This is a genomic window from Nonomuraea gerenzanensis (assembly GCF_020215645.1).
In the GTDB taxonomy this organism is placed as follows: Bacteria; Actinomycetota; Actinomycetes; order Streptosporangiales; family Streptosporangiaceae; genus Nonomuraea; species Nonomuraea gerenzanensis.
The window spans coordinates 7,796,485-7,816,448 of record NZ_CP084058.1; the positions used below are offsets into that span (position 1 = coordinate 7,796,485).

Annotated in this window: 17 protein-coding genes and 1 pseudogene; 9 read left to right on the forward strand and 9 right to left on the reverse strand. The window is 71.7% G+C overall.

The genetic code is table 11. From position 1 onward, the window contains the following. Window positions 1–6: 6 nt before the first annotated feature. The 5 genes from tal to pgl are packed head-to-tail and all read left to right on the forward strand — an operon-like array spanning window position 7 to window position 6,029. A complete protein-coding gene (gene tal / locus LCN96_RS36085) occupies window positions 7–1,098 on the forward strand; it encodes a transaldolase (RefSeq protein WP_225266904.1) in 1,092 nt (363 codons plus the stop codon). Further along, window positions 1,098–2,714 carry a glucose-6-phosphate isomerase gene (locus LCN96_RS36090; RefSeq protein ID WP_225276135.1) on the forward strand — a complete coding sequence of 539 codons (1,617 nt, stop codon included), beginning with the start codon at window positions 1,098–1,100 and terminating at the stop codon, window positions 2,712–2,714. Before tal ends, LCN96_RS36090 begins: the two co-directional genes overlap by 1 nt. 1 nt (window position 2,715) lies before the next feature. After that, window positions 2,716–4,317 carry a glucose-6-phosphate dehydrogenase gene (gene zwf / locus LCN96_RS36095; protein WP_225266905.1) on the forward strand — a complete coding sequence of 534 codons (1,602 nt, stop codon included), beginning with the start codon at window positions 2,716–2,718 and terminating at the stop codon, window positions 4,315–4,317. After that, window positions 4,318–5,232 carry a glucose-6-phosphate dehydrogenase assembly protein OpcA gene (gene opcA, locus LCN96_RS36100; protein WP_225266906.1) on the forward strand — a complete coding sequence of 305 codons (915 nt, stop codon included), beginning with the start codon at window positions 4,318–4,320 and terminating at the stop codon, window positions 5,230–5,232. Between the two features lie 23 nt (window positions 5,233–5,255). Continuing rightward, window positions 5,256–6,029 carry a 6-phosphogluconolactonase gene (gene pgl / locus LCN96_RS36105; protein WP_225266907.1) on the forward strand — a complete coding sequence of 258 codons (774 nt, stop codon included), beginning with the start codon at window positions 5,256–5,258 and terminating at the stop codon, window positions 6,027–6,029. 4 nt (window positions 6,030–6,033) lie between these two features. Here the strand turns inward: pgl and LCN96_RS36110 are convergent, their stop codons facing one another. The 4 genes from LCN96_RS36110 to add form a co-directional block, all read right to left on the reverse strand. Further along, window positions 6,034–6,453, reverse strand: coding sequence for a hypothetical protein (locus tag LCN96_RS36110; protein ID WP_225266908.1), 420 nt, complete (start codon window positions 6,451–6,453; stop codon window positions 6,034–6,036). 160 nt (window positions 6,454–6,613) lie between these two features. Then, window positions 6,614–8,572, reverse strand: coding sequence for a hypothetical protein (locus tag LCN96_RS36115; RefSeq protein ID WP_225266909.1), 1,959 nt, complete (start codon window positions 8,570–8,572; stop codon window positions 6,614–6,616). Between the two features lie 134 nt (window positions 8,573–8,706). Beyond that, on the reverse strand, window positions 8,707–8,955 hold the full coding sequence (locus tag LCN96_RS36120; RefSeq protein WP_225266910.1) for a hypothetical protein: 249 nt from the start codon (window positions 8,953–8,955) through the stop codon (window positions 8,707–8,709). A 134-nt stretch (window positions 8,956–9,089) separates the two neighbouring features. Continuing rightward, window positions 9,090–10,148, reverse strand: coding sequence for an adenosine deaminase (gene add / locus LCN96_RS36125; protein WP_225266911.1), 1,059 nt, complete (start codon window positions 10,146–10,148; stop codon window positions 9,090–9,092). Between the two features lie 98 nt (window positions 10,149–10,246). Between add and LCN96_RS56860 the strand changes: the two genes are divergently transcribed. Then, the gene (locus LCN96_RS56860; protein WP_263657366.1) at window positions 10,247–10,993 is read left to right on the forward strand and encodes a class I SAM-dependent methyltransferase; all 747 of its coding nucleotides are present in this window, start codon (window positions 10,247–10,249) and stop codon (window positions 10,991–10,993) included. 67 nt (window positions 10,994–11,060) lie between these two features. Here LCN96_RS56860 and LCN96_RS36140 read toward each other — a convergent pair whose 3' ends face one another. The 4 genes from LCN96_RS36140 to LCN96_RS36155 are packed head-to-tail and all read right to left on the reverse strand — an operon-like array spanning window position 11,061 to window position 16,264. Beyond that, the gene (locus tag LCN96_RS36140; protein WP_225266912.1) at window positions 11,061–11,633 is read right to left on the reverse strand and encodes a TetR/AcrR family transcriptional regulator; all 573 of its coding nucleotides are present in this window, start codon (window positions 11,631–11,633) and stop codon (window positions 11,061–11,063) included. Next, window positions 11,614–12,507 (reverse strand): oxidoreductase, encoded by an 894-nt coding sequence (locus LCN96_RS36145; RefSeq protein WP_225266913.1) that lies wholly within the window; start codon window positions 12,505–12,507, stop codon window positions 11,614–11,616. The genes LCN96_RS36140 and LCN96_RS36145 overlap by 20 nt, the downstream gene beginning before the upstream one ends. Before the next feature lie 41 nt (window positions 12,508–12,548). Beyond that, entirely contained in the window at window positions 12,549–14,009 is a 1,461-nt protein-coding gene (locus LCN96_RS36150; RefSeq protein WP_225266914.1) for a glycosyltransferase, read from the reverse strand. After that, window positions 14,009–16,264, reverse strand: a complete 2,256-nt coding sequence (locus tag LCN96_RS36155) for a glycosyltransferase family 39 protein (RefSeq protein WP_225266915.1) — start codon at window positions 16,262–16,264, stop codon at window positions 14,009–14,011. Before LCN96_RS36155 ends, LCN96_RS36150 begins: the two co-directional genes overlap by 1 nt. A gap of 445 nt (window positions 16,265–16,709) precedes the next feature. On the opposite strand from LCN96_RS36155, the gene LCN96_RS36160 reads away from it, so the two are divergent. Together LCN96_RS36160 and LCN96_RS36165 are read left to right on the forward strand one after the other, a co-directional pair. Continuing rightward, window positions 16,710–17,252, forward strand: a complete 543-nt coding sequence (locus LCN96_RS36160; RefSeq protein ID WP_225266916.1) for an RICIN domain-containing protein — start codon at window positions 16,710–16,712, stop codon at window positions 17,250–17,252. After that, a complete protein-coding gene (locus tag LCN96_RS36165; protein WP_225266917.1) occupies window positions 17,249–18,529 on the forward strand; it encodes a glycosyltransferase in 1,281 nt (426 codons plus the stop codon). The genes LCN96_RS36160 and LCN96_RS36165 overlap by 4 nt, the downstream gene beginning before the upstream one ends. Window positions 18,530–18,568: 39 nt before the next feature. Here the strand turns inward: LCN96_RS36165 and LCN96_RS36170 are convergent, their stop codons facing one another. Next, window positions 18,569–19,348, reverse strand: a complete 780-nt coding sequence (locus LCN96_RS36170; protein ID WP_225266918.1) for a hypothetical protein — start codon at window positions 19,346–19,348, stop codon at window positions 18,569–18,571. 73 nt (window positions 19,349–19,421) lie between these two features. On the opposite strand from LCN96_RS36170, the pseudogene LCN96_RS36175 reads away from it, so the two are divergent. Next, a pseudogene (locus LCN96_RS36175) lies at window positions 19,422–19,871 on the forward strand (Clp protease N-terminal domain-containing protein); the annotation flags it as partial. Window positions 19,872–19,964 lie beyond the last annotated feature (93 nt).

Below are 19,964 nucleotides of genomic sequence, written 5' to 3' on the forward strand. Positions count from 1 at the left end.
GAAGAGATGAGCGAGATCCTCAAGAAGCTGTCCGGCCAGGGCGTTGCCATCTGGCTCGACGACATCAGCCGTGAGCGCCTGCGCAGCGGCAACCTGGAGCAGCTGATCCGCGAGAAGAACGTGGTCGGGGTCACCTCCAACCCGACGATCTTCGCCAACGCGCTCAGCAAGGGCGACGCCTACGACGCCCAGCTGCACGACCTGGCCGTACGCGGCGTCGAGGTGGGCGAGGCCGTACGCGCCCTGACCGCCTACGACATCCGCTGGGCCGCCGACGTGCTGCGCCCCGTCTACGACGCCAGCGGCGGCGTGGACGGCCGCGTGTCGCTGGAGGTGGACCCGCGGCTGGCCCGCGAGAGCGAGAAGACGATCGCCGAGGCGCGTGCGCTGTGGTGGCTGGTCGACAGGCCCAACCTGATGATCAAGATCCCGGCGACGGTCGAGGGCCTGCCCGCGATCACGCAGGCGCTGTCGGAGGGCATCAGCGTCAACGTCACGCTGATCTTCTCCCTCGAGCGCTACCGCGCGGTCATGGACGCCTGGCTCGCCGGCCTGGAGGCCGCGCAGGCCAAGGGCCTGAACCTGGCCTCGATCGAGTCGGTGGCCTCGTTCTTCGTCAGCCGCGTCGACACCGAGATCGACAAGCGCCTGGAGCAGCTCGGCAAGCCGGAGCTGAAGGGCAAGGCGGGCATCGCCAACGCGCGCCTGGCGTACGCGGCGTTCGAGGAGGTCATGAACTCCGAGCGGTGGCAGCGCCTGCGCGCGGCCGGCGCCCGCCCGCAGCGCCCGCTGTGGGCCTCGACCGGCGTGAAGAACCCCGAGTACTCCGACACCATGTACGTCGACCAGCTCGTCGCCCCCGGCACCGTGAACACGATGCCGGAGAAGACGCTCGACGCCACGGCCGACCACGCCAACGTCACCGGCGACACCGTCCGCCCGTTCTACGAGCAGGCCTGGAACACCATGGCCGCGCTCAAGGACGCCGGCGTCGACTACGACGACGTGGTGAAGGTCCTGGAGGACGAGGGCGTGGAGAAGTTCGAGGCGTCCTGGAACGAGCTGCTCGAGAGCGTCACCAAGAACCTGGTTCCGTGATGGAGGTGTCCTACCGCGAGGAGGGGGTGGCCTCGGCCGCCTCCTCCGTCGCGGGGCGCCTCGTCGCCGACGGCGTGCCCGCGCGGCTCGCCGGCGGCGACCCCACGTTGTGGGGTGAGGACGCCGAGGCGGAGGCGGCGGTCAGGCTCGGCTGGCTGACCCTGCCCCGCTCCTCCCGCGAGCTGCTGCCCGCCCTGGGCGAGCTCGCGGCGAGGGCCCGTGCCGAGGGCCTGACGAACGTGGTCCTGGCCGGGATGGGCGGCTCGTCGCTGGCGGCGGAGGTCATCTGCGCCACCCACGACGTGCCGCTCACCGTGCTCGACACGACCGACCCCGGGCAGGTCCGCCGCGCGCTGGCCGAGGACCTGACGGCCACGGTCGTGGTGGTGGCCGGCAAGAGCGGGTCCACCGTGGAGACCGACTGCCATCTGCGGATCTACGAGCGGCTCTTCGCCGACGCGGGCCTCGACCCCGCGCGCCGCATCGTGGTCGTCACCGACCCCGGCTCGCCGCTGGAGCAGCGCGCCGCCGACGGCGGCTACCAGCTCGTCCTCGGGCCGCCGGACGTGGGCGGGCGCTACTCGGCGCTGTCGGCGTTCGGGCTGGTGCCCGCCGCGCTGGCGGGGGCCGACGTGGCGCGGCTGCTCGACGAGGCCGACGAGGTGCTGCCGCTGCTGTCGCGCGACACCGGCAACCCCGGGCTCGACCTGGGGGCGGCGCTCGGCGGCGCGGCGCTCGCCGGGCGCGACAAGATGCTGCTGGAGGACCAGCTCTCGCCCATCTTCGGGCTGCCCGACTGGATCGAGCAGCTCGTCGCCGAATCCACCGGCAAGCAGGGCAGGGGCATCCTGCCGGTCGTCGGCGCCGACCCCAACAGGTCGGGTGACGAGCTGGTCGTGGCGATCGAGTCCGACGTCGGCGACGTGCGCGTGGACGGGCCGCTCGGCGCGCAGTTCCTGGTCTGGGAGTACGCCACCGCCGTCGCCGGGCTGCTGCTGGAGATCGATCCGTTCGACCAGCCGAACGTGGCCGAGTCGAAGGAGAACACCGCCGCCCTGCTGGCCCTGCCCGACCTGCCGACCGGCGCGCCCGCGTTCGTCGACGGACCTGTCGAGGTGTACGGCGCGGCGGCGACGGCCAAGGACCTGCCGGGGCTGTTCGGCGAGCTGCTGCACGCCGTCCCCGGCGACGGCTACCTGGCGATCATGGCTTATCTGGACCGGCTGGCCGCCTTCGACGCGCCGATGCCCGACGGGGCCGACTTCGAGCAGATGACCGACGCGTGGATGATGGCCGATCCGCTGACGTTGCGGACGCTGCTCGCGCTGCGCACCGACCGGCCGGTGACCTTCGGCTGGGGGCCGCGGTTCCTGCACTCCACCGGGCAGTATCACAAGGGCGGGCCGCAGAACGGCGTGTTCCTGCAGATCACGGGGGCGGTGACCGAGGACGTCACCGTGCCCGGCAGGCCGTACACCCTGGGCAGGCTGCAACTGGCCCAGGCACTGGGGGACCTCGGGGCGCTGGAGACCCGCGGACGCCCGGCCGTACGCCTGCATTTGACCGACCGCGCGGCGGGTGTCGCGCGTTTGCTCGAGGCCGCACAGGAGGCTTGAGATGACAGACCCGGCAGCACCCGCGGAGGAGGCCGTCACCGTGGCGGCGGCCGTCGCGGGCACCGCCACCACCGAGGCTGTGGCAGCCGCCAACCCGCTGCGCGACCCGCGTGACAAGCGGTTGCCCCGGGTGGCGGGACCGTGCGTGATGGTGTTGTTCGGCGTGACGGGTGACCTGGCCAAGCGCAAGCTGCTACCGGCGATTTACGACCTGGGCAACCGGGGGCTGCTGCCGCCCGGCTTCTCGCTGGTCGGCTTCGCCCGGCGCGATTGGAAAGACCAGGATTTCGCCCAGTTGACGCACGACGCCGTCAAGGCGCATGCCCGGACACCCTTCCGTGAGGAGGTCTGGAAGCAGATCCGCGAGGGCATCCATTTCGTTCCCGGCGAGTTCTCGGACGACGGGGCGTTCGACGCGCTGGCCATGGCGTTGGCAGAGATCGACGAGACCCGCGGCACGGGCGGAAACTACGCTTTCTACCTGTCGGTGCCGCCGAAGTTCTTCCCCGTGGTGGTGGAGCAGCTCAAGCGCACCGGGCTGTCCGACGCGCCCGACGGCTCGTGGCGGCGGGTGGTGATCGAGAAGCCGTTCGGGCACGACCTGCAGTCGGCCCACGAGCTGAACGAGATCACCACCTCGGCCTTCCCGGAGAGCTCGATCTTCCGGATCGACCACTACCTGGGCAAGGAGACCGTCCAGAACATCATGGCGCTGAGGTTCGCCAACAACCTCTACGAGCCGATCTGGAACCGCAGCTTCGTCGACCACGTACAGATCACGATGGCCGAGGACATCGGCATCGGCGGCCGGGCCGGCTACTACGACGGCATCGGCGCCGCCCGCGACGTGATCCAGAACCACCTGCTCCAGCTCCTCGCGCTCGTCGCGATGGAGGACCCGACCTCCTTCGAGGCCAACTCGCTGCGGCGGGAGAAGGAGAAGGTGCTCAAGGCCGTGCGGCTGCCCGCGAACCTGGGCCTGAACACCGCGCGCGGCCAGTACTCCGCGGGCTGGCAGGGCGGCGAGAAGGTCGTCGGCTACCTCCAGGAGGAGGGCATCTCGCAGGAGTCCACCACCGAGACCTACGCCGCCATCAAGCTGGAGATCGCCAACCGGCGCTGGGCCGGCGTGCCGTTCTACCTGCGCACCGGCAAGCGCCTGGGCCGCCGCGTCACCGAGGTGGCCGTGGTGTTCCAGCGGGCGCCGCACCTGCCGTTCAGCAAGGACGACACCGAGATCCTCGGCCAGAACGCGCTGGTCGTCCGGGTCCAGCCGGACGAGGGCATCACCGTGCGGTTCGGCTCGAAGGTGCCGGGGACGGCGATGGAGGTGCGTGACGTCTCCATGGACTTCGCCTACGGCGAGTCGTTCCTGGAGTCGTCGCCGGAGGCGTACGAGCGGCTGCTGCTCGACGTGATGATCGGCGATCCGCCGCTCTTCCCGCACCAGCGGGAGGTGGAGCTGTCGTGGAACATCCTCGACCCGATCGAGGAGTTCTGGGCCACGCAGGGGCAGCCGGAGCCGTACGAGTCCGGTTCGTGGGGGCCCGAGTCGGCCGACGCGATGATGGCCCGCGACGGCCGCGTGTGGAGGAGGCTCTAGATGACCACGTTCATGCTCACGGACACCACAGCCGGCAAGATCGCCGCCCAGCTCACCCACCTGCGTCACCAGATGGGCGCGCCCGCCATCGGCATGGTGCTCACGCTCGTCGTGGTCAGCGAGGAGCGCCACCAGTACGACGCGCTGCGCGCCGCCACCGAGGCGGCCCGCGAGCACCCTTCGCGCATCATCATCGTGATCAAGCGTGAGCCGGAGGAGGCCATCAGGCTCGACGCCGAGCTGCGCATCGGCGAGAACACGCCCGGCGAGGTCGTCGTCCTGCGCCTGTACGGCGAGCTGACCGAGCACGCCGACTCCGTGGTCAGCCCGCTGCTGCTGCCCGACACGCCGGTGGTGGCGTGGTGGCCGGGCGCGGCCCCCGACGCGCCCGCCAAGGACGCGATCGGCGCCCTGGCCCAGCGGCGCATCACCGACGCCAAGGGCTTCGACGACGGCGGCGTCAAGTCGCTGGTCACCCGGGCCAAGGGGTACGCGCGCGGCGACACCGACCTGGCCTGGGCCCGGCTGACCCCGTGGCGCAGCCTGCTGGCCGCCGCGTTCGACCAGCCGGTGGGCAAGGTGCGCAAGGGCACCGTGGAGGCCTCGGCCGGCCATCCGAGCGCGCCGCTGCTGGCCGCCTGGCTGTCGGAGCGGCTCGGCGCCCCGATCAGGGTCGTCGACTCCCCCGGCCCCGGCCTGACCGCCGTACGCCTGCAGCTCGGCGACGGCGAACTCGCCGTCGTCAGGACCGACGCCCGCCTGGCCACGCTCTCCCGCCCGGGCCAGCCCGACAGGAACGTGGCCCTGGCCAGGCGGCAGACCTCCGAGCTGATGGCGGAGGAGCTGCGCAGGCTCGACACCGACGAGATCTACGAGGCCGCGGTCAAGCGGTTCGCGAGGACGTACAAGGGATGACGGCAGTACAAGGGGAGACGACCATGAGCGTTCCCGGCATCGTCGTTCACCGCGACGCCGACGTCCTGGCCAAGGCCGTCGCCGCGCGGATCATCACCCGGCTGGTCGACGTGCAGTCGGCCAAGGGCTCGGCGTCGCTCGTCCTGACGGGCGGCACCGTCGGCATCGCCACGCTGGCGGCCATCGCCGCCACCCCGGCCAGGGACGCCGTCGACTGGCGGCGCCTGGACATCTGGTGGGGCGACGAACGCTTCGTGCCCTCGGGTGACAAGGAACGCAACGAGACCGGCGCCCGCGACGCCCTGCTCGACCACGTGGACGTGGACCCCGCCCGGGTGCACGTCATGCGCGGCCCCGACTCGGGCATGACGGCCGAGGAGTCGGCCGACGCGTACGCCGCCGAGCTGCGCGCCGCCGCCCGCCCCGAGGACCACGGGCCGGTGCCCAGCTTCGACGTGATGCTGCTCGGCATGGGCCCCGACTCCCACGTCGCCTCCCTGTTCCCCGGCATGCCCGCCCTCTACGACACCCGCCCGGTGGTGGCGGTCCACGGCTCCCCCAAGCCGCCGCCCACCCGCATCTCCCTGACCCTGCCCACCATCCAGGCCTCCCGCGAGGTGTGGGTCGTGGCGGCCGGCGAGGAGAAGTCGGGCGCGGTGCGGCTCGCGCTGTCGTCGTCCGGGCACGTGCAGGTGCCTGCCGCGGGGGCGCGGGGGCGGGGGCGGACGTTGTTCCTGCTGGATCGGGCGGCGGCCAGTAAGATTCCGCCGGGGTTGGGGCGGATGGCTTCGCCGTGAGTGGTTAGGGCGGTGCAGGGGCGCCGAGGGTGCAGGTGAAGAGCTCGGCGTAGCGGCGTTGGGCGATCTGCATGAGTTGGGTCAGGTCGTGGTTCTGGTCGCGGGTGGGGTTCCGCTTGACGGTGATGCCGATGAGCGAGTTGTTCGAGCCGCAGCGGAACCACGCCTCCACCGTCCGGTACGGGTACGTGCGGATGTCGATGTCGCTGATCAGCCCCGTGCCGAGCTCCTCGGGAAGGGCGGCCGGATTGTGCTTCTTTCCGAACGCCATGTAGCGCTCGATGGCCCCGCGTGTGGCCGACACGTCATAGCTGGTGATCAGGAGGCTCTGAGCGGTGTTCGAGATGACGCAGGCATAACTGTCAGGGTGTCGCTTGTCGTCACCTGCCTGGTATGGCCCGGCGTAGCCGGTCAGCTCGGTCACAGCGGCCTGCGGGACGAAGTAGCAGAGGTAAGGCGGACGATCGGCGACCGGTCCGCGCACCGGCGCCGGAGCCGCCTTCGAAGCTTGTGGCGGTTCGGCCTGCGTGCATCCAGTGATGAGCGCGAAGACGCCTGCGGCGCTCAGCCAGGCCGCTCGGAGCTTATCCATCGCTGCTCGTTCCGGCCCTGACGTTTTTCTGGAAGGTAGTCGCTCCGGTGTCGGCGGACTGTCGCGCCTCCCCGAAGTCGGCCGGCACCGTGCTGTTGTCGGCCAGCCAGCGTGAGAAGCCGTCATACTCGTCTCTGCTCATCAGAATCGGATCCTTCACCCTCGGCGGGTCGCCGATCACGAAACGTTCGTTGAGATCGTCTCGCCGGTAGGCACCGTGAGCGACGGCGGATGAGGCGAGCATCTGTTTCACCAGCTCTTGGGCGGCTATGTCATCCGAAGCGGCGTCGCTGTAAGCCTCCTTGGTCTTGCCTCCCGCGTGCCCGCTCTGCTTGACCAGCCAGTCCCCGGCCTTGACATAGCCGTCTCTGATGAAGCTCTCGTAGATTCCATCCGCCGCATTGATTCCCAACTTGCCGACCTGCTGCGCAAAGGGGACGGGAACGAGACCGACCCCCTCCTTGACCAGCTTCCGCAACGCCTCGTCCGCCGCATCCGCCTCCCTGCCCCACCCGACCAGAGCCGTCCGCCGAGCCTCCGAGAGATGCCCGAGCGCCGCGGAGTCAAGCGCGATCGCATTGTCCGTGAAGTCCTTGTCACGCGTCGCCAGCCCAAGGTCGATCCCACCTCGCAGATGAGCGAGCTGCGCGTGCAGCAGAGCCTGATACGCCTGATCGTCGATCGCCACGTCGAGCAGGACCCGATCGAGGTCGGTCGGGTTGAACCGTGCGGTGGCCCGTCCGTCGACCTCGCCCGTGAGCTGATCGTCGGGCAGCCGCGGATGCCGCTGGAAATGCGCGAACACCATGTCCTCGGTGTGCTCGGCGAGGATGCGCGCCATGTTGTCGCGGGCGCCGGAGAGCCGATCCAGCTCGGACGCGTCCTTGATCCCGATGTTCCCCGCGTCGTCGATCGACAGGTGCGACCCGACGACGTCCGAGTAGATCTGCGTCGCCATGACGGCCAGCCGCTTGGAGTCGGCGTCCGACCCCTTCATCGCCGCCTCCATGGCCTCCCCCAGCGATTCGCCGCGATCGCCCATCTCCCACTGCGGGCGCCGGTCCCTCAACAGGTACGTCAGCAGGTCCCTGGAACCGATGAGCGCCTGGGCGCGCTCCCTCGACGAACCTGCGACGGTCAGCAGCGCGGCGACCGGATCGACGACCCCGATGTCGCCGGACCCGGAGAACGGCCGGGTGTCCAGGGGAGCCGGCAGGTCGTACGCGTCCAGGTCGCGCGCCAGCGGCCACTCGCCGTGCTGCTTGAGGAAGTCGCGGTCCCACCGGATCAGGTCGTGGCCGATCGTGGTCATGAACGATGTGCTGAAGGCCTCCGCCGGCGCCGCCGCGAGGATCTGGCCGAGCGCCCCGTACCCGTGGATCGTCAGCTGCCCGCGCATGCCCGGGACCGGGATCTCCGCCCGGCCCTGCCTCTTCAGCTCCTCCTGGAAGCGCCGGGTGACGTGCGCGTCCTTGCTCGGGTCCGTCGCTGTGGCGAGGGCCTTGCCGAGCATGGACAGCACCTCGCGGTTGCGCCGCCGGAGCGCCTGCGCCGAACCGTCGCCGGCGTCGAGTGCCATGCGTACCTGCGCGCCCATGGCGGCGGGCAACATGACCAGCCCCCACGCTCCCAGCTGCTCGATCAAGGCCGTGGCGAACCGCGGGTCGGACATCCGCCCGTGGTAGGCGAGCAGACGCTCCGTCGCGTCCGCGTCCCCGCGGGCGGCGGCCTGCATCAGCGAGGCCGCCAGGCCCGCCTCCGCGCGTACGCCGGCCGGGATCAGTCGTGACTCGTCGATCCGCGTCAGGCCGGGACGCACGACTGCGCCGGGCAGCCGGTTGCCGAACACGTCCACGTCGATCTTCTCGGCCTCGTACGCCAGATCACGCCGCCGGTAGAGGTCGGGTGCCTGATCGGTGAGCCATTGCCCGACCCGGCCGATCGCGGCCACGCCTGGATGGGCGAGTTCGACCTCGTTGAGAATCGCCCCGATTCGTGCCGCACAATCCGTCAGGCCTTTTCCTGCGTTTTGTACACCATGCCCGAGTTGATGGATTTCGCTGGGGTCAAGGGACGAAAAGGACATCAGTCGCCCGGCCTTATCACGGTCGTCCGCGCGATCGCCTCATGAAGATGGTCGATGATTCCGCGCAGGCCCCGCCACAGCTCCGCGCGCTGATGTGCGAGATCACCGGCGAACGTGTCGGCGGCCGATCCCGTCCAGGTGTGCCCGCTCGAGAGCTGCAGCAACGGCCGGTCCAGGCAGTGCCAGTGCTGATCCGACAATTCCTGAGCGCGGCGCAACGCCTCCGTCAACTCGGCACGAGTAGCCACGAAGAACCTCCCAGCCGAGCCGTACGGAAAAACGCGTCCGCCGCGGGCGGATTTTCGTTCCGGTTCACTTTGCCACGGCGTCGATCCGGCGTCACGCCGCTCCGTGAAAACCGGGAGAACGGAGTGCCACCTCCCTACGCGGACGGCATTCCATTTCCCTGTATTCCCGGCTTCCCGGCCGCGACGAGCGCGTCGATCTCCGCCAGCAGCTCCCGCTTCCGCCCCTCCCCCAAGTACGAGGCCCGCACCCCGTTCCGCGCGAACTCGGCCAGCTCCTCCTCCCCGAACCCGAACACCCGATGCGCCACCCGATACTCCTCCGCCAGCGTGGTGGCGAACATGGGCGGGTCGTCGCTGTTCAGAGTCACGTACAGCCCCTCCTCCAGCATCCGGGGCAGCGGATGGTCCTCGATCCTGCCCACCTGGCCGGTGCACACGTTGGAGGTGGGGCAGACGTCCAGGGGGAGCTGGGTGTCGCGGAGGTGGGCCACCAGGCGGGGGTCGGGCAGGCAGTTGATGCCGTGGCCGATGCGTTCGGCGCCGTAGCCGTCGATGACCTCCCAGATCGTCTCGGGGCCGGTCATCTCGCCGCCGTGCGGGACGCTGTGGAGGCCGGCGGCGCGGGCGGCGGAGAAGGCGGCGCGGTAGGCGTCGCGGTACTTGACGCGTTCCTGTTCTATGCCGCCGATGCCGAAACCTACCAGGGCGGCGGGAGGTTCCTGGAGGGCGTGGTCCAGGGTGATCCTGGCCGCCTCCTCGCCGTACTCGCCCGGGATGTCGAAGATGTAGGCCAGCTCGACGCCGTGGTCGGTCAGTGCGCGGCGGGCGGCGTGGTCGAGGGCCTCGGTGACCTCACGCATGGGCATGCCGACCAGGTGGTGGGCGTACGGGGTGACCTGCAGCTCCACGTAGCGGGCGCCCTGGGGGGCGAGGTCGCGGGCCAGGCCGAGGACGAGGGTGGCGACGTCCGCCGGCTCGCGGACGAGGGCGTTGACGGCCCGGTAGACGCGGGCGAAGTGCGGGAAGTCGACGAAGCGGTAGAAGGCGCGCAGTTCCTCCTCCGTGGTGGGCACCTGGCTGCCCGGGTGGCGGCGTGACAGCTCCAGCACGGTCGTGACCGAGGCGGAGCCGATGAGGTGGACGTGCAGCTCGACCTTGGGGAGGGCGTCGATGAAGGCGTCGATGGTGGTCATGCCGACGACCTTAGGGGTGACATTTCGCGAAAAAATAGGGTTTGTGATGGAATCTCACGCGAGATTGTCAGGTTCCGAGGCTGGGCTAGGCTGGGCCGGTGACCAACGCCGAAGCGTACGACCGCGGCTTCGCCCACCTCAGCTCGCACACCGTCGGCCCGCTGCTGGCCGTGGCACGCCGCAGCCGCGGCCGGCGCCTGCTCGACGTGGGCTGCGGCACCGGCGTGGTGACGGCGGCGGCGCTCGCGCTGGGAGCCGAGGTCACGGCCGTCGACCAGGATCCGGTCATGCTGGAGCTGCTCGCCCGGCGGCATCCGTACGCGACCATCCGCCGGGCGGCACTGCCCGAGCTGCCGTTCGAGGACGAGCGGTTCGACTGCGTGGCGGGAAACTTCGTGATCAACCACGTGGCCGACGCCGGCGCGGCGCTGCGCGAGCTGCACCGCGTGTTGCGGCCGGGCGGGAGTGTCGCGCTGAGCTGGTGGAAGTCCGACGAGATGACGGCCACGAGCGTGTTCAGCGAGGCCATCGCCGCCGCCGGGGTGCCCTACGAGCCGCCGGTCAGGCCCTTCGGCGCGCACGACACGCCGCCGCTGTTCCTCGCGCTGCTGGAGGGGGCGGGGTTCAGGGAGGGGGCCGTGGAGGCCGTCCGGTGGCGCCACCAGGTGGATCTGGGGGCGTGGTGGACGGATGTGGTGGGGGCGGGCGGGCCGAGGTTCGGGATGGTGGGCCGCCAGCCGCCGGAGGTGGCGGAGCGGATCAGGGCCGAGTATCTGCGGCTCGCGGCCCCGTACGCCGAGGAGGGGTTCCCCGTCTGCGCCTACCTGGCGCAGGCCGTCAAGTGATCCGGCTCAGGCCCTGAAGTGACCCGGCTCAGGCCGACCCGGCGCACGCCCGTGAGAGTGACCCGGCTCAGGCCGACCAGGCGGTGATCAGCGGCATGAGCACGCCGTCCACCGACTCCGTCACGAACGCCTCGTCGAACACCGGCCCCGTGAAGATCATCCGGTGCCACACCAGCGCCTCCGCCACCCCGGACAACCGCCCGGCGTCCACCGGCGCGCCCAGCTCGCCCCGCGCCACGGCCCGCTCGATCAGCGCCTCCACGTCGCTGGCGTCACGCACCGGCAGGTGCGCGCGCAGCGTGCGGGCAAGCTCCTGGTCCGACACCAGCGTCGAGGACAGCCCGATGACCAGCGCGTGCTTGCGCTCCACCGCCTCGCACAGGCCACCGAAGATCGAGGCCACGTCGCCCCGCAGCGACCCGGTGTCCTGGCCGCGCGGCACGCCGGTGTCGAGGCGGCGGCAGATCACGTCCACGACCAGCTCGGGCTTGCCCGCCCAGCGCCGGTAGATGGTGGCCTTGCTGGCCCTGGCCCGCTTGGCGATCTGGTCGACGGTCATGCGGTCGTAACCGACCTCGGACAGCAGCTCCACGGTGGCGTCGAGAATGGCCCTGTCGCGGTCAGGGCTGAGTGGAGCCACGTGCACGTCCTTCAGCGAACTCCTCGAATCGTACGCCGGTCAGCTCTGCGGACACCTCCCACAGCCGCGCAGCGAGCTCCTCGGAGCGGGCCGCCTGGGAGGGGCTCAGCCGCTTGGCCCTGGGCCCGAAGTACTCGCCTCCGCGCACGTCGGGCGAGGTCGCCGCGTACAGGGAGGGCACGGCGCCGGCGGCGGCGGGCTTCAGCAGCAACCGGACGAGCGGCTGGAGCGGCCCCACCTTCACGATGTTCGTGGCGGTGGTGCCGGGGTGGGTGGCGACGCTCTTCACATCCACGCCCGCGCGGTCGGCCCGCCGCTGCAGCTCCAGCGCGAACAGCAGGTTGGCGAGCTTGGAGCGCGCGTAGGCGGACATGCGCCCGTAGCCGCGCTCCAGGCCGAGGTCGTCGAAGTCGAGCCTGCCGGCGGCGTGCGCGTCGCTGGTCACGGTCACCACCCGCGCGCCGGGCCGGGCGAGCAGGAGCGGCAGGAGCAGCCCGGTGAGCGCGAAGTGCCCCAGGTGATTGGTGCCGAACTGCATCTCGAAGCCGTCCTTGGTCTCCCGCCTGGGGATCAGGCCGACGCCGGCGTTGTTCACCAGCAGGTCCAGCCTGGTCACGCCGGCGGCGAACCGCCGCACCGAGGCGAGGTCGGCCAGGTCGAGCAGGCCGAGCTCGACCTGCCCGCCGGGCACTTCACTCAGGATCCGCCGGACCGCCTCAGCGCCCCTGCCGGGGTCGCGGGCGGCCACGACGACGTGGGCGCCGTGGCGAGCCAGCTCCAGCGCGGTGGGCAGGCCGATGCCGCTGCTCGCGCCCGTCACGACGGCGCTGGTGCTGGTCAGGTCGGGCATGGAGGCGGGGGTCCAGGTCGTCATCGCCACTCCCGGCGTACGAAACCGTTTCGTACACCGTAACATCACCGCAGCGCCGGCCGGAGGTCCTCCTCCCCCTCCACCAGGCCGTGCTCGGTCAGCTCCCAGAAGTGGCGCCGGTCGGGCCGGGCGAGCTGCCACAACGCCTTGTACGCCGCCACGCTCATCAGCGCCCAGTACAGCGGGACGGTGAGCATCGCCCGCACGGCCGGGAAGAGCCCGCGTTCCAGGCACCCGGCCATCATGCAGTAGATCATCAGCGAGTTGCCGATCACCATGGCCGCGGCGCCGCAGTAGAGCGAGAGCGGGGGGAAGAGCGCCTGCACGTACCGGGTGCCGGTGCACAGGTAGAGCAGCGTCAGCCCCCAGAAGAACGGGTTGACCAGCGTGGTGAGCGTGGACAGGCCCATCGTCAGGTGGAAGGCGAGCGTCTGCTTCGTGCCCAGTTGCCGCCACAGCAGCACCGGGTGCCTGGTGTGCACGAGCCAGGTCTGCAGGTACCCCTTGATCCAGCGGCTGCGCTGGCGGATCCAGTTGCCCAGGCGGCTGTTGGCCTCCTCCTCGGTGACCGAGACCATCATGCGCACGTCCCAGCCCCGGCGGGCGATGCGGATGCCCAGGTCGGCGTCCTCGGTCACGTTGTACGGATCCCAGCCGCCCAGGGCGAGCAGCGCGTCGGTGCGGAAGTGGTTGGAGGTGCCGCCCAGCGGGATCGGCAGCCGGTGGCGGTCGAGCCCGCGCAGCATGAGGCTGAAGTGGGTGGCGTACTCGGCGGCGAAGCACCGGGTCAGCCAGTTCGTCCAGGGGTTCCAGTACTGCAGCTCGGCCTGCACGCAGACGACCCTGCCGGGCAGCGCGCGGAAGGCGAGCACGGCCTTGCGGAGCTGGTCGGGGGCGGGCCGGTCCTCGGCGTCGTAGACGACCACGAACTCGCCGCGCGCCCGGGCCAGCCCGATGTTGCACGCCTTCGGCTTGGTACGCGGCGCGGACGGCGGCACCAGCACCACCTCGAACGGCGCGCTCAGCTCGGGCAGCGCCGCGCGGGTCTCGTCGTCGTCCGCCTCGATCAGCAGCAGGATCTGCAGCGACTCGGCCGGGTAGTCGAGGCTCGCCAGGCGCTCCAGCAGGGACGGCAGCACCGCCGCCTCACGGTACAGCGGCACCAGCACGGTGTAGGCCGGCAGCGTCTCGGCCGACAGCCGGTGCAGGTCCGCCTCGTCCAGGTCGATGACCGGCGCCTCCCACGCCCCCAGCACGACGACCGTCTTGAAGCCGAGCACGACGAGGTAGACCGCGGTGGCCAGGGCGACGGCGGCCTGGCACCACCACAGCGGCGACGGCCCCCACCCGAACGCCAGGTGCGCGGCCAGCGCGACGGCGATCACCGCCGGGACCGCGACGGCGCAGACCGCCTGGCCCCGGCTGAGCAGGTGCCGGGCGCTCAGGTCCGCGTCGAGGACGCCGATGCCCGCCTGTCCCGCGCGCTCGCGATGTGGCGTGCTCATCACACTCGCCTCCGGTAGATGTGCTGGGCGGCGTCGCGGTAGACCAGCGTGTAGTCATCTGTCAGCGAGGCGCGCTCGCGCAGCGCCTGCCAGGTCCTGTCCTCTTTCCCCGGTGCGGTACGCGCGTAGATCCACTGGATTCCGCGACCGGCCGGGTCCTCCAGCGCCGGGCGCCAGAGGCGGAAGCTGCCCTCGTAGACGATCCGCCCCAGCGGGATGCGCGACTCGAAGGCGACGATCTCGTTGCCGTGGTTCTCCATGAGCACGAGCCCGCCGTCGTAGTGGCGCCGCCACCAGTCCCACGCCCGCGCTGCCACGCGCCCCTCGTGGCCCGCGTCCCAGTGCATCGGCTCGGCCAGCGTCGCGGTGCCGGGCACCGCCAGGACCGTGCCCATCATCGCGCAGGCGCCCACGGCCGGCACCCAGCGGCGCCGCGGCGGGATCAGCGACACCAGGTAGGCGGCGAAGAGCGCGGCGGCCAGCGCCATCACCAGGGCGAAGCGCACGTTGTACAGGCCGCCGCCGTGCACCTCGGGCACGTGCAGCGGGCGCTGCCCCAGGTACAGGGCCAGGACGAAGAACGGCAGGAAGACCAGCAGCGTGTACGGGGCGACCGCCTCCACCCCGAGCCGTCGCCGCCAGGCGTACACCAGCGTGCCCGCCGCGCCCGCGAGCGGCGTGAGCAGGCCGAGCGCGTGCGTCATGGCGTAGAGGTAGGTGCTCAGGGCGACGGCGGGCGCGCCGATGTTCGGATCGCCGGACGCGACCCACAGCGCCGGCTTGGCGTACTCGCCGGAGTGCCAGTACAGCCAGTCGTCGAAGATCAGCCAGGCCCAGGCCACCCAACCGGCGATCCCGGCGAACGCCACCACCCCGAAGAAGATCAGGTGCGCCTCCAGCCGGGCGAGCCCGCGCCAGCGCCGGAAGGAGACGAACCCCACCACCACCGTCATCGCCACCGCCAGCACCCAGCCCTCGTAGCGGGTCAGCGTGGCCAGCAGCGTCGCCGCCGAGGCCAGCGAGAGCTGCGTGTAGCGGCCGGTGCGGCACCACTGCGCCAGGTGGTGCACCGCCGCGGCGATGCAGGCGAACAGCAGCAGCTCCGTCATCGGGGTGCTCTGCAGGTAGAGCAGGTTGGGGTTGAGGGCGAGCAGCCCGGCCGCCGTCAGCCCGGCCGCCCTGCGGCGCACCGCGTCGGTGCCCGCCATCCCGGCGGCGATCAGGTACGCGTACCGCACGGTCACCACGTACGAGACCATCGAGATCAGCGACCCCGCCAGCCCCGAGTAGAACAGCCCGTCGTGCCAGACGGCGGGCAGGGCCAGCAGGTGCGGCAGCGGCGGCCAGACGCCGCCGAGCTGGGCCAGCCCGGGGGTCGGGCTGTCGATCACCCGGCGGGCGATGAGCAGGTGCGAGCCGCTGTCCTTGTAGGCCAGCACGGTGCCCAGGTCCAGGTGGTACAGGCAGGCGATGATCGACAGCGCCACGCTCACCAGCGTGACCACGGCGAGCACCGGGTCGCGCGGCATGCGCCAGGCGGGGCGGCGGCGCCCGCGGTCGAAGCGCAGGCCCGCCCTGGCTCGCGAGACCGCCCTCGGCACCGGGGCGCGGCCCTGCGGTGACAGGGGCAGCTCGACGATCCTGACGTCCCCCCGCCCGGCCGCCGCCAGGGGCGTGGCCAGCGCGGCCCCGCCGTGCTCGCGCTCCTCCAGCAGCCACCTGTCGAGCAGCCGGTAGGAGCAGGCGCCGCCGCGCGCGCGGCCCCGTGGCAGCAGGCGTTCCCAGGCGGCCCAGCTCAGCACGGTGGCGCGGCGGGAGCGCGAGCGGGTCCGTCCCGGCGTGCCGACCACCGCGTCGGCCCGCTCCTCGCGTTGCACGCGCAGCAGCACGGGCAGGTCGGCGGCGTCGATCCGGTCGCCGGGCCCGACGAGCACGAGCCGCCGCATGTCGGTGCGTTCCAGCGCGGCCAGGACCCCGGCGCGCTCGGCCTCGGGCGAGTCAGGCTCGCCGTCGTGCGGCACGGTGAGGACGCGGTCGGGATAGCGCGAGGCCAGCGCGTCCAGGGCGCCGGGCGCGCCGCCCGGCCGGCCGACGATGACGATCCGGTGCTCCAGGCCCGCTTCGGCGAGCGTCGCGAGCAGCGCCTCCACCTCGTGTTCGAGGTCGTCGGGACGGGGGCGCGCAGGGAAGACGACGGCGACCGAGTCGTTCTTCCCCACCGGGTTCAGCCCTGGCGGATGCTCCTGGGACGGCATGCGGTGCTCACCGCCCCGGCGCCGCGCAGGCGGCCGATGGCGTACGGAAATATCCGAAATCAGCGCATCCGCTGGCCCACCCGCCGCCTCGCAGAACGCGCACATCCGTACAAGTCATGTTTCTCCAACGATGCGATCCGACAAGGCCACGGGTCGCCAGAATTCACGGGGTCAGGAGATTTGCCCGTACCGTCCAACCCGACACCGATTATCACTGTTGCCGCAGCTCAGAGCCTTGATCCCACTCCCAAAAGCCTGGCAAAGAGTCATATCGACCACACACGATGGGAAATATCCGATATTTCGAAGAAGTCACCGCGACCGCGACACACCCTGCCGATAAGCCGAGGAATTCTCGCGACCGCCGTTAGCATGACTTCGCGATATTCGCGAGGTTCACGTCGCCGGGCGTCAACCGGCTATTCATGACAAAAAAGGACCCATCATGAGGTTGTGCACCACTGCTCGCGCCGCCGCGAGCTGCGCCGTCACGGCGATCGCCCTCACCACGCTCTCCGCACCGCCCGCGGCGGCGGACACGCGCCCCTGGTACGGCGGCGACGTCGTGGAGATCCAGACCCACGCCGACAAGTGCTTCGACGTCGCGGGCATCAGCGCCGAGGACCGGACCCCGATCATCCAGTACGGCTGCGACGACGAGACCCACCAGCGCTTCCGGCTGCGCCGGCTGCCCGACGGCTCGGTGGCCATCCAGACCTTCGCCGGCAAGTGCCTCGACGTCGAGCACGGCAGCTCCGCCGACGGCGCGCGGCTCGTCCAGTTCCGCTGCCACGCCGAGCCCAACCAGCGCTTCCGGTTCACGCCGACCAGCCGCGGCCGGTTCATCATCCGCACCGCCGCCGGCAAGTGCCTGGACGTGCGCGACGGCAGCCTCGGCGACCAGGCCCCCATCGTCGCCTACAGCTGCCACGGCAACGTGAACCAGAGCTTCTACCTCGTTCCCGTCCGGCCGTGGTCCGGCATGTGAGCAACGCGCCGGCCCGCCGGCGGCTGCAGGCGCGGCACGGTGCGCCTGCAGCCGCGCCGGTCAGCGTGGACATCGTCATCCCCGTGCTCAACGAGGAGCGCGCGCTGCCGGGGTGCGTCCGGACGCTGGCCGCCTACCTCGGCGGCTTCCCGCTGCCGTGGCGCATCACGATCGTCGACAACGGCAGCACCGACGGCACCTGGCGGGCCGCCGCCGCGCTGGCCGCCGAGCTGGAGCAGGTGCACGCCCGCCGGCTCGACATCCGCGGCCGGGGCGCGGCGCTGCGGGCGGCCTGGCAGGACAGCCCCGCCGACATCGTGGCCTACATGGACGTGGACCTGTCCACCGACCTCGACGCCCTGTTCCCGCTGGTGGCCTCGGTGGCCAGCGGCCACTCCGAGATCGCCATCGGCACCAGGCTGGCGCCCGGCGCGCGCACGCGCCGCTCGCTGCGCCGCGAGGTCGTATCGCGCGGCTACAACGCCCTGCTCCGGCATGGTTTCGGGGTCAGGTTCAGCGACGCGCAGTGCGGCTTCAAGGCGGCCAGGACGGACGTGGTCAGGCCGCTGCTGGGCAAGGTCGAGGACGACGCCTGGTTCTTCGACACCGAGCTGCTGCTGCTGGCCGAGCACAACGGGCTGCGCGTGCACGAGGTGCCCGTGGACTGGATCGAGGACACCGACTCGCGCGTGCGCGTCGTCAGGACGGCCATCGACGACCTGAAGGGGCTGGCCAGGGTCGCCTGGGCGATCTCCAGGGGGCGCGCGGGGGTGGAGGTGGCGCGGCCCGAGCCGGCGCCCTGGCATCCCGACGCGATGGTCGCCCGGCCGCGCGAGGCCACGTTCGTGTCCTTCGCCGTGGTCAGCGGGGTCTCCTGCGCCCTGTACGCGCTGGTCTACCTGAGCCTGCGCGAGATCTGGTCGCCCGCCGCGACGAACCTCGGCGCCGTCGCCCTGACCTTCCTGGTGAGCGGCGCGGTGCCGCGCCGGTGGACGGTCGCCCGGCTGCGGCGCGCCGCCGTGCGCGTGCGCTCCGCGGCGCGTTTCTCCATGGTGTACGCCCTCACCACGGCCGCCGCGCTGGCGGTGCCGGCAGCCGCCGGCCGGGCGGTGGAGGTGGGGGCGGTGCTGGCCGCGTACGGGCCGCTCGCGCTGTCCCGCTGGATCGCCGGGAGCAGGCGGACCCGGCAGCGCTCCTGGACGCCGCGCCGCCGCCGGCGCTCGGTGCGCCGCCACCTGATGGCACCACACCGCCGCTGCCCGCGCTCACCCGTCTAACGCGTCCAGCGCGTCCAGCGCGTCTTGCTGGCGGGCCCTTCAGGACTTGAGCCCGTCCAGGCGCTCCAGCCGCTGCCGGGCGTGGCGCTCCTCGCGCTGCGTCACCTCCAGCCGCTGCCGCGCCTCGTCCAGCTTCTTGCGGGCCTTGGCCAGCTTCTTCTCCAGCCGCGCCACCTTCTCCGCCCGCTCGTCGTGCTCTCCCCTGGCGGCGCCCAGCTCCTGCAGCCACTCCTGATGCGCCGCCTGCGCCTCCTGCCGTTCGCGGGCCTTGGCTGCCTCGGCCTCCTCACGGGCGCGCGCCTGCGCGGCCTCCTGCTCGGCGCTCTTCTTCCTGCGCGTGGCAGGCGCGCGCGTGATGGGCGCGGGCGCGAAGCCGCTGTACTGCAGCGGCTTGACCAGCCGCCCCTGGCGCACCTCGGCGGCCGCCCCCTCGTCCACCAGCGCCGCGTCCAGCGTCTGGTCCACCTCGGTGCCGGCCGCCGCCGACAGGTCGGTCTCCTGCCTGGCCAGCCGCCCCACCTTCGCGCTCACCTCGCCTCTGCGCTGGGTCAGCTCCGCCAGCGCGTCGGCGTCCTGCTCCTGCCAGGCCGCGCGCAGCCGCTCCCCGACGTCGAGGAGCTCGGCCAGCTCGGCGGGGTGCTCGCGGGCGAGCCGGTTCACCGCCCAGGCGGACACCGTCGGCTTGCGCAGCCGCGCGATCTCCCGCGAGAGGCGGGCGTCGCCCGCGTCCTTGGCCGCACGGGCCTCGGCCGTGCGTGCGGCGGTGAACTCGGACGGCGTCAGCGCGTAGAGCCGGTCCGCCACCTCGTCAAGATCCACACAGGACAAATACCCCACATGCGCGGTTTCCTAGCGCATAGTGGAGGCAGCACCAGCCGATCGGAGGCCTCCGGTGTTCGAACGCTTCACCGACCGCGCGCGCAGGGTCGTCGTCCTCGCCCAGGAGGAGGCGCGGATGATGAGTCACCACTACATCGGCACGGAGCACGTGTTACTCGGCCTCATCCACGAGGGTGAGGGGCTCGCCGCACTGGTGCTCGACAGTTGTGGCGTGGAGCTCGACCACGTACGCGCCTTCGTCGAGCGCGAGGTGGGCCGCGACGGGGCCGCGCCCGCCGGCACCCGGCAGTCCGCCGCCAAGGCGTCGGCGGGGCACATCCCGTTCACGCCGCGCGCCAAGAAGGTCCTGGAGCTGTCGCTGCGCGAGGCGCTGCAGCTGCGCCACAACTACATCGGCACCGAGCACATCCTGCTCGGGCTGCTCAGGGAGGGCGAGGGCCTGGCCGCCCAGGCGCTCGTGGACGCGGGCGCTGACCTGACCGACGTGCGCCAGCGCGTGCTCGACCGCGTGGGCCGCGGCTCCAAGGAACGCCCGAGCGAGATGTTCTTCGCCGGCGGCTCCATGCTGAGCGAGCGGCTCACCCAGATCCAGGAG

What these genes read in the sequence shown, in the direction of transcription:
- opcA (WP_225266906.1), top strand. Translation starts at nt 4,318, where the DNA reads ATGACCACGTTCATGCTCACGGACACCACAGCCGGCAAGATCGCCGCC.
- zwf (WP_225266905.1), top strand. Translation starts at nt 2,716, where the DNA reads ATGACAGACCCGGCAGCACCCGCGGAGGAGGCCGTCACCGTGGCGGCG.
- LCN96_RS36145 (WP_225266913.1), bottom strand. Translation starts at nt 12,507, where the DNA reads ATGACGACCTGGACCCCCGCCTCCATGCCCGACCTGACCAGCACCAGC.
- pgl (WP_225266907.1), top strand. Translation starts at nt 5,256, where the DNA reads ATGAGCGTTCCCGGCATCGTCGTTCACCGCGACGCCGACGTCCTGGCC.
- LCN96_RS36150 (WP_225266914.1), bottom strand. Translation starts at nt 14,009, where the DNA reads ATGAGCACGCCACATCGCGAGCGCGCGGGACAGGCGGGCATCGGCGTC.
- LCN96_RS36160 (WP_225266916.1), top strand. Translation starts at nt 16,710, where the DNA reads ATGAGGTTGTGCACCACTGCTCGCGCCGCCGCGAGCTGCGCCGTCACG.
- LCN96_RS36090 (WP_225276135.1), top strand. Translation starts at nt 1,098, where the DNA reads ATGGAGGTGTCCTACCGCGAGGAGGGGGTGGCCTCGGCCGCCTCCTCC.
- add (WP_225266911.1), bottom strand. Translation starts at nt 10,148, where the DNA reads ATGACCACCATCGACGCCTTCATCGACGCCCTCCCCAAGGTCGAGCTG.
- LCN96_RS36155 (WP_225266915.1), bottom strand. Translation starts at nt 16,264, where the DNA reads ATGCCGTCCCAGGAGCATCCGCCAGGGCTGAACCCGGTGGGGAAGAAC.
- tal (WP_225266904.1), top strand. Translation starts at nt 7, where the DNA reads ATGAGCGAGATCCTCAAGAAGCTGTCCGGCCAGGGCGTTGCCATCTGG.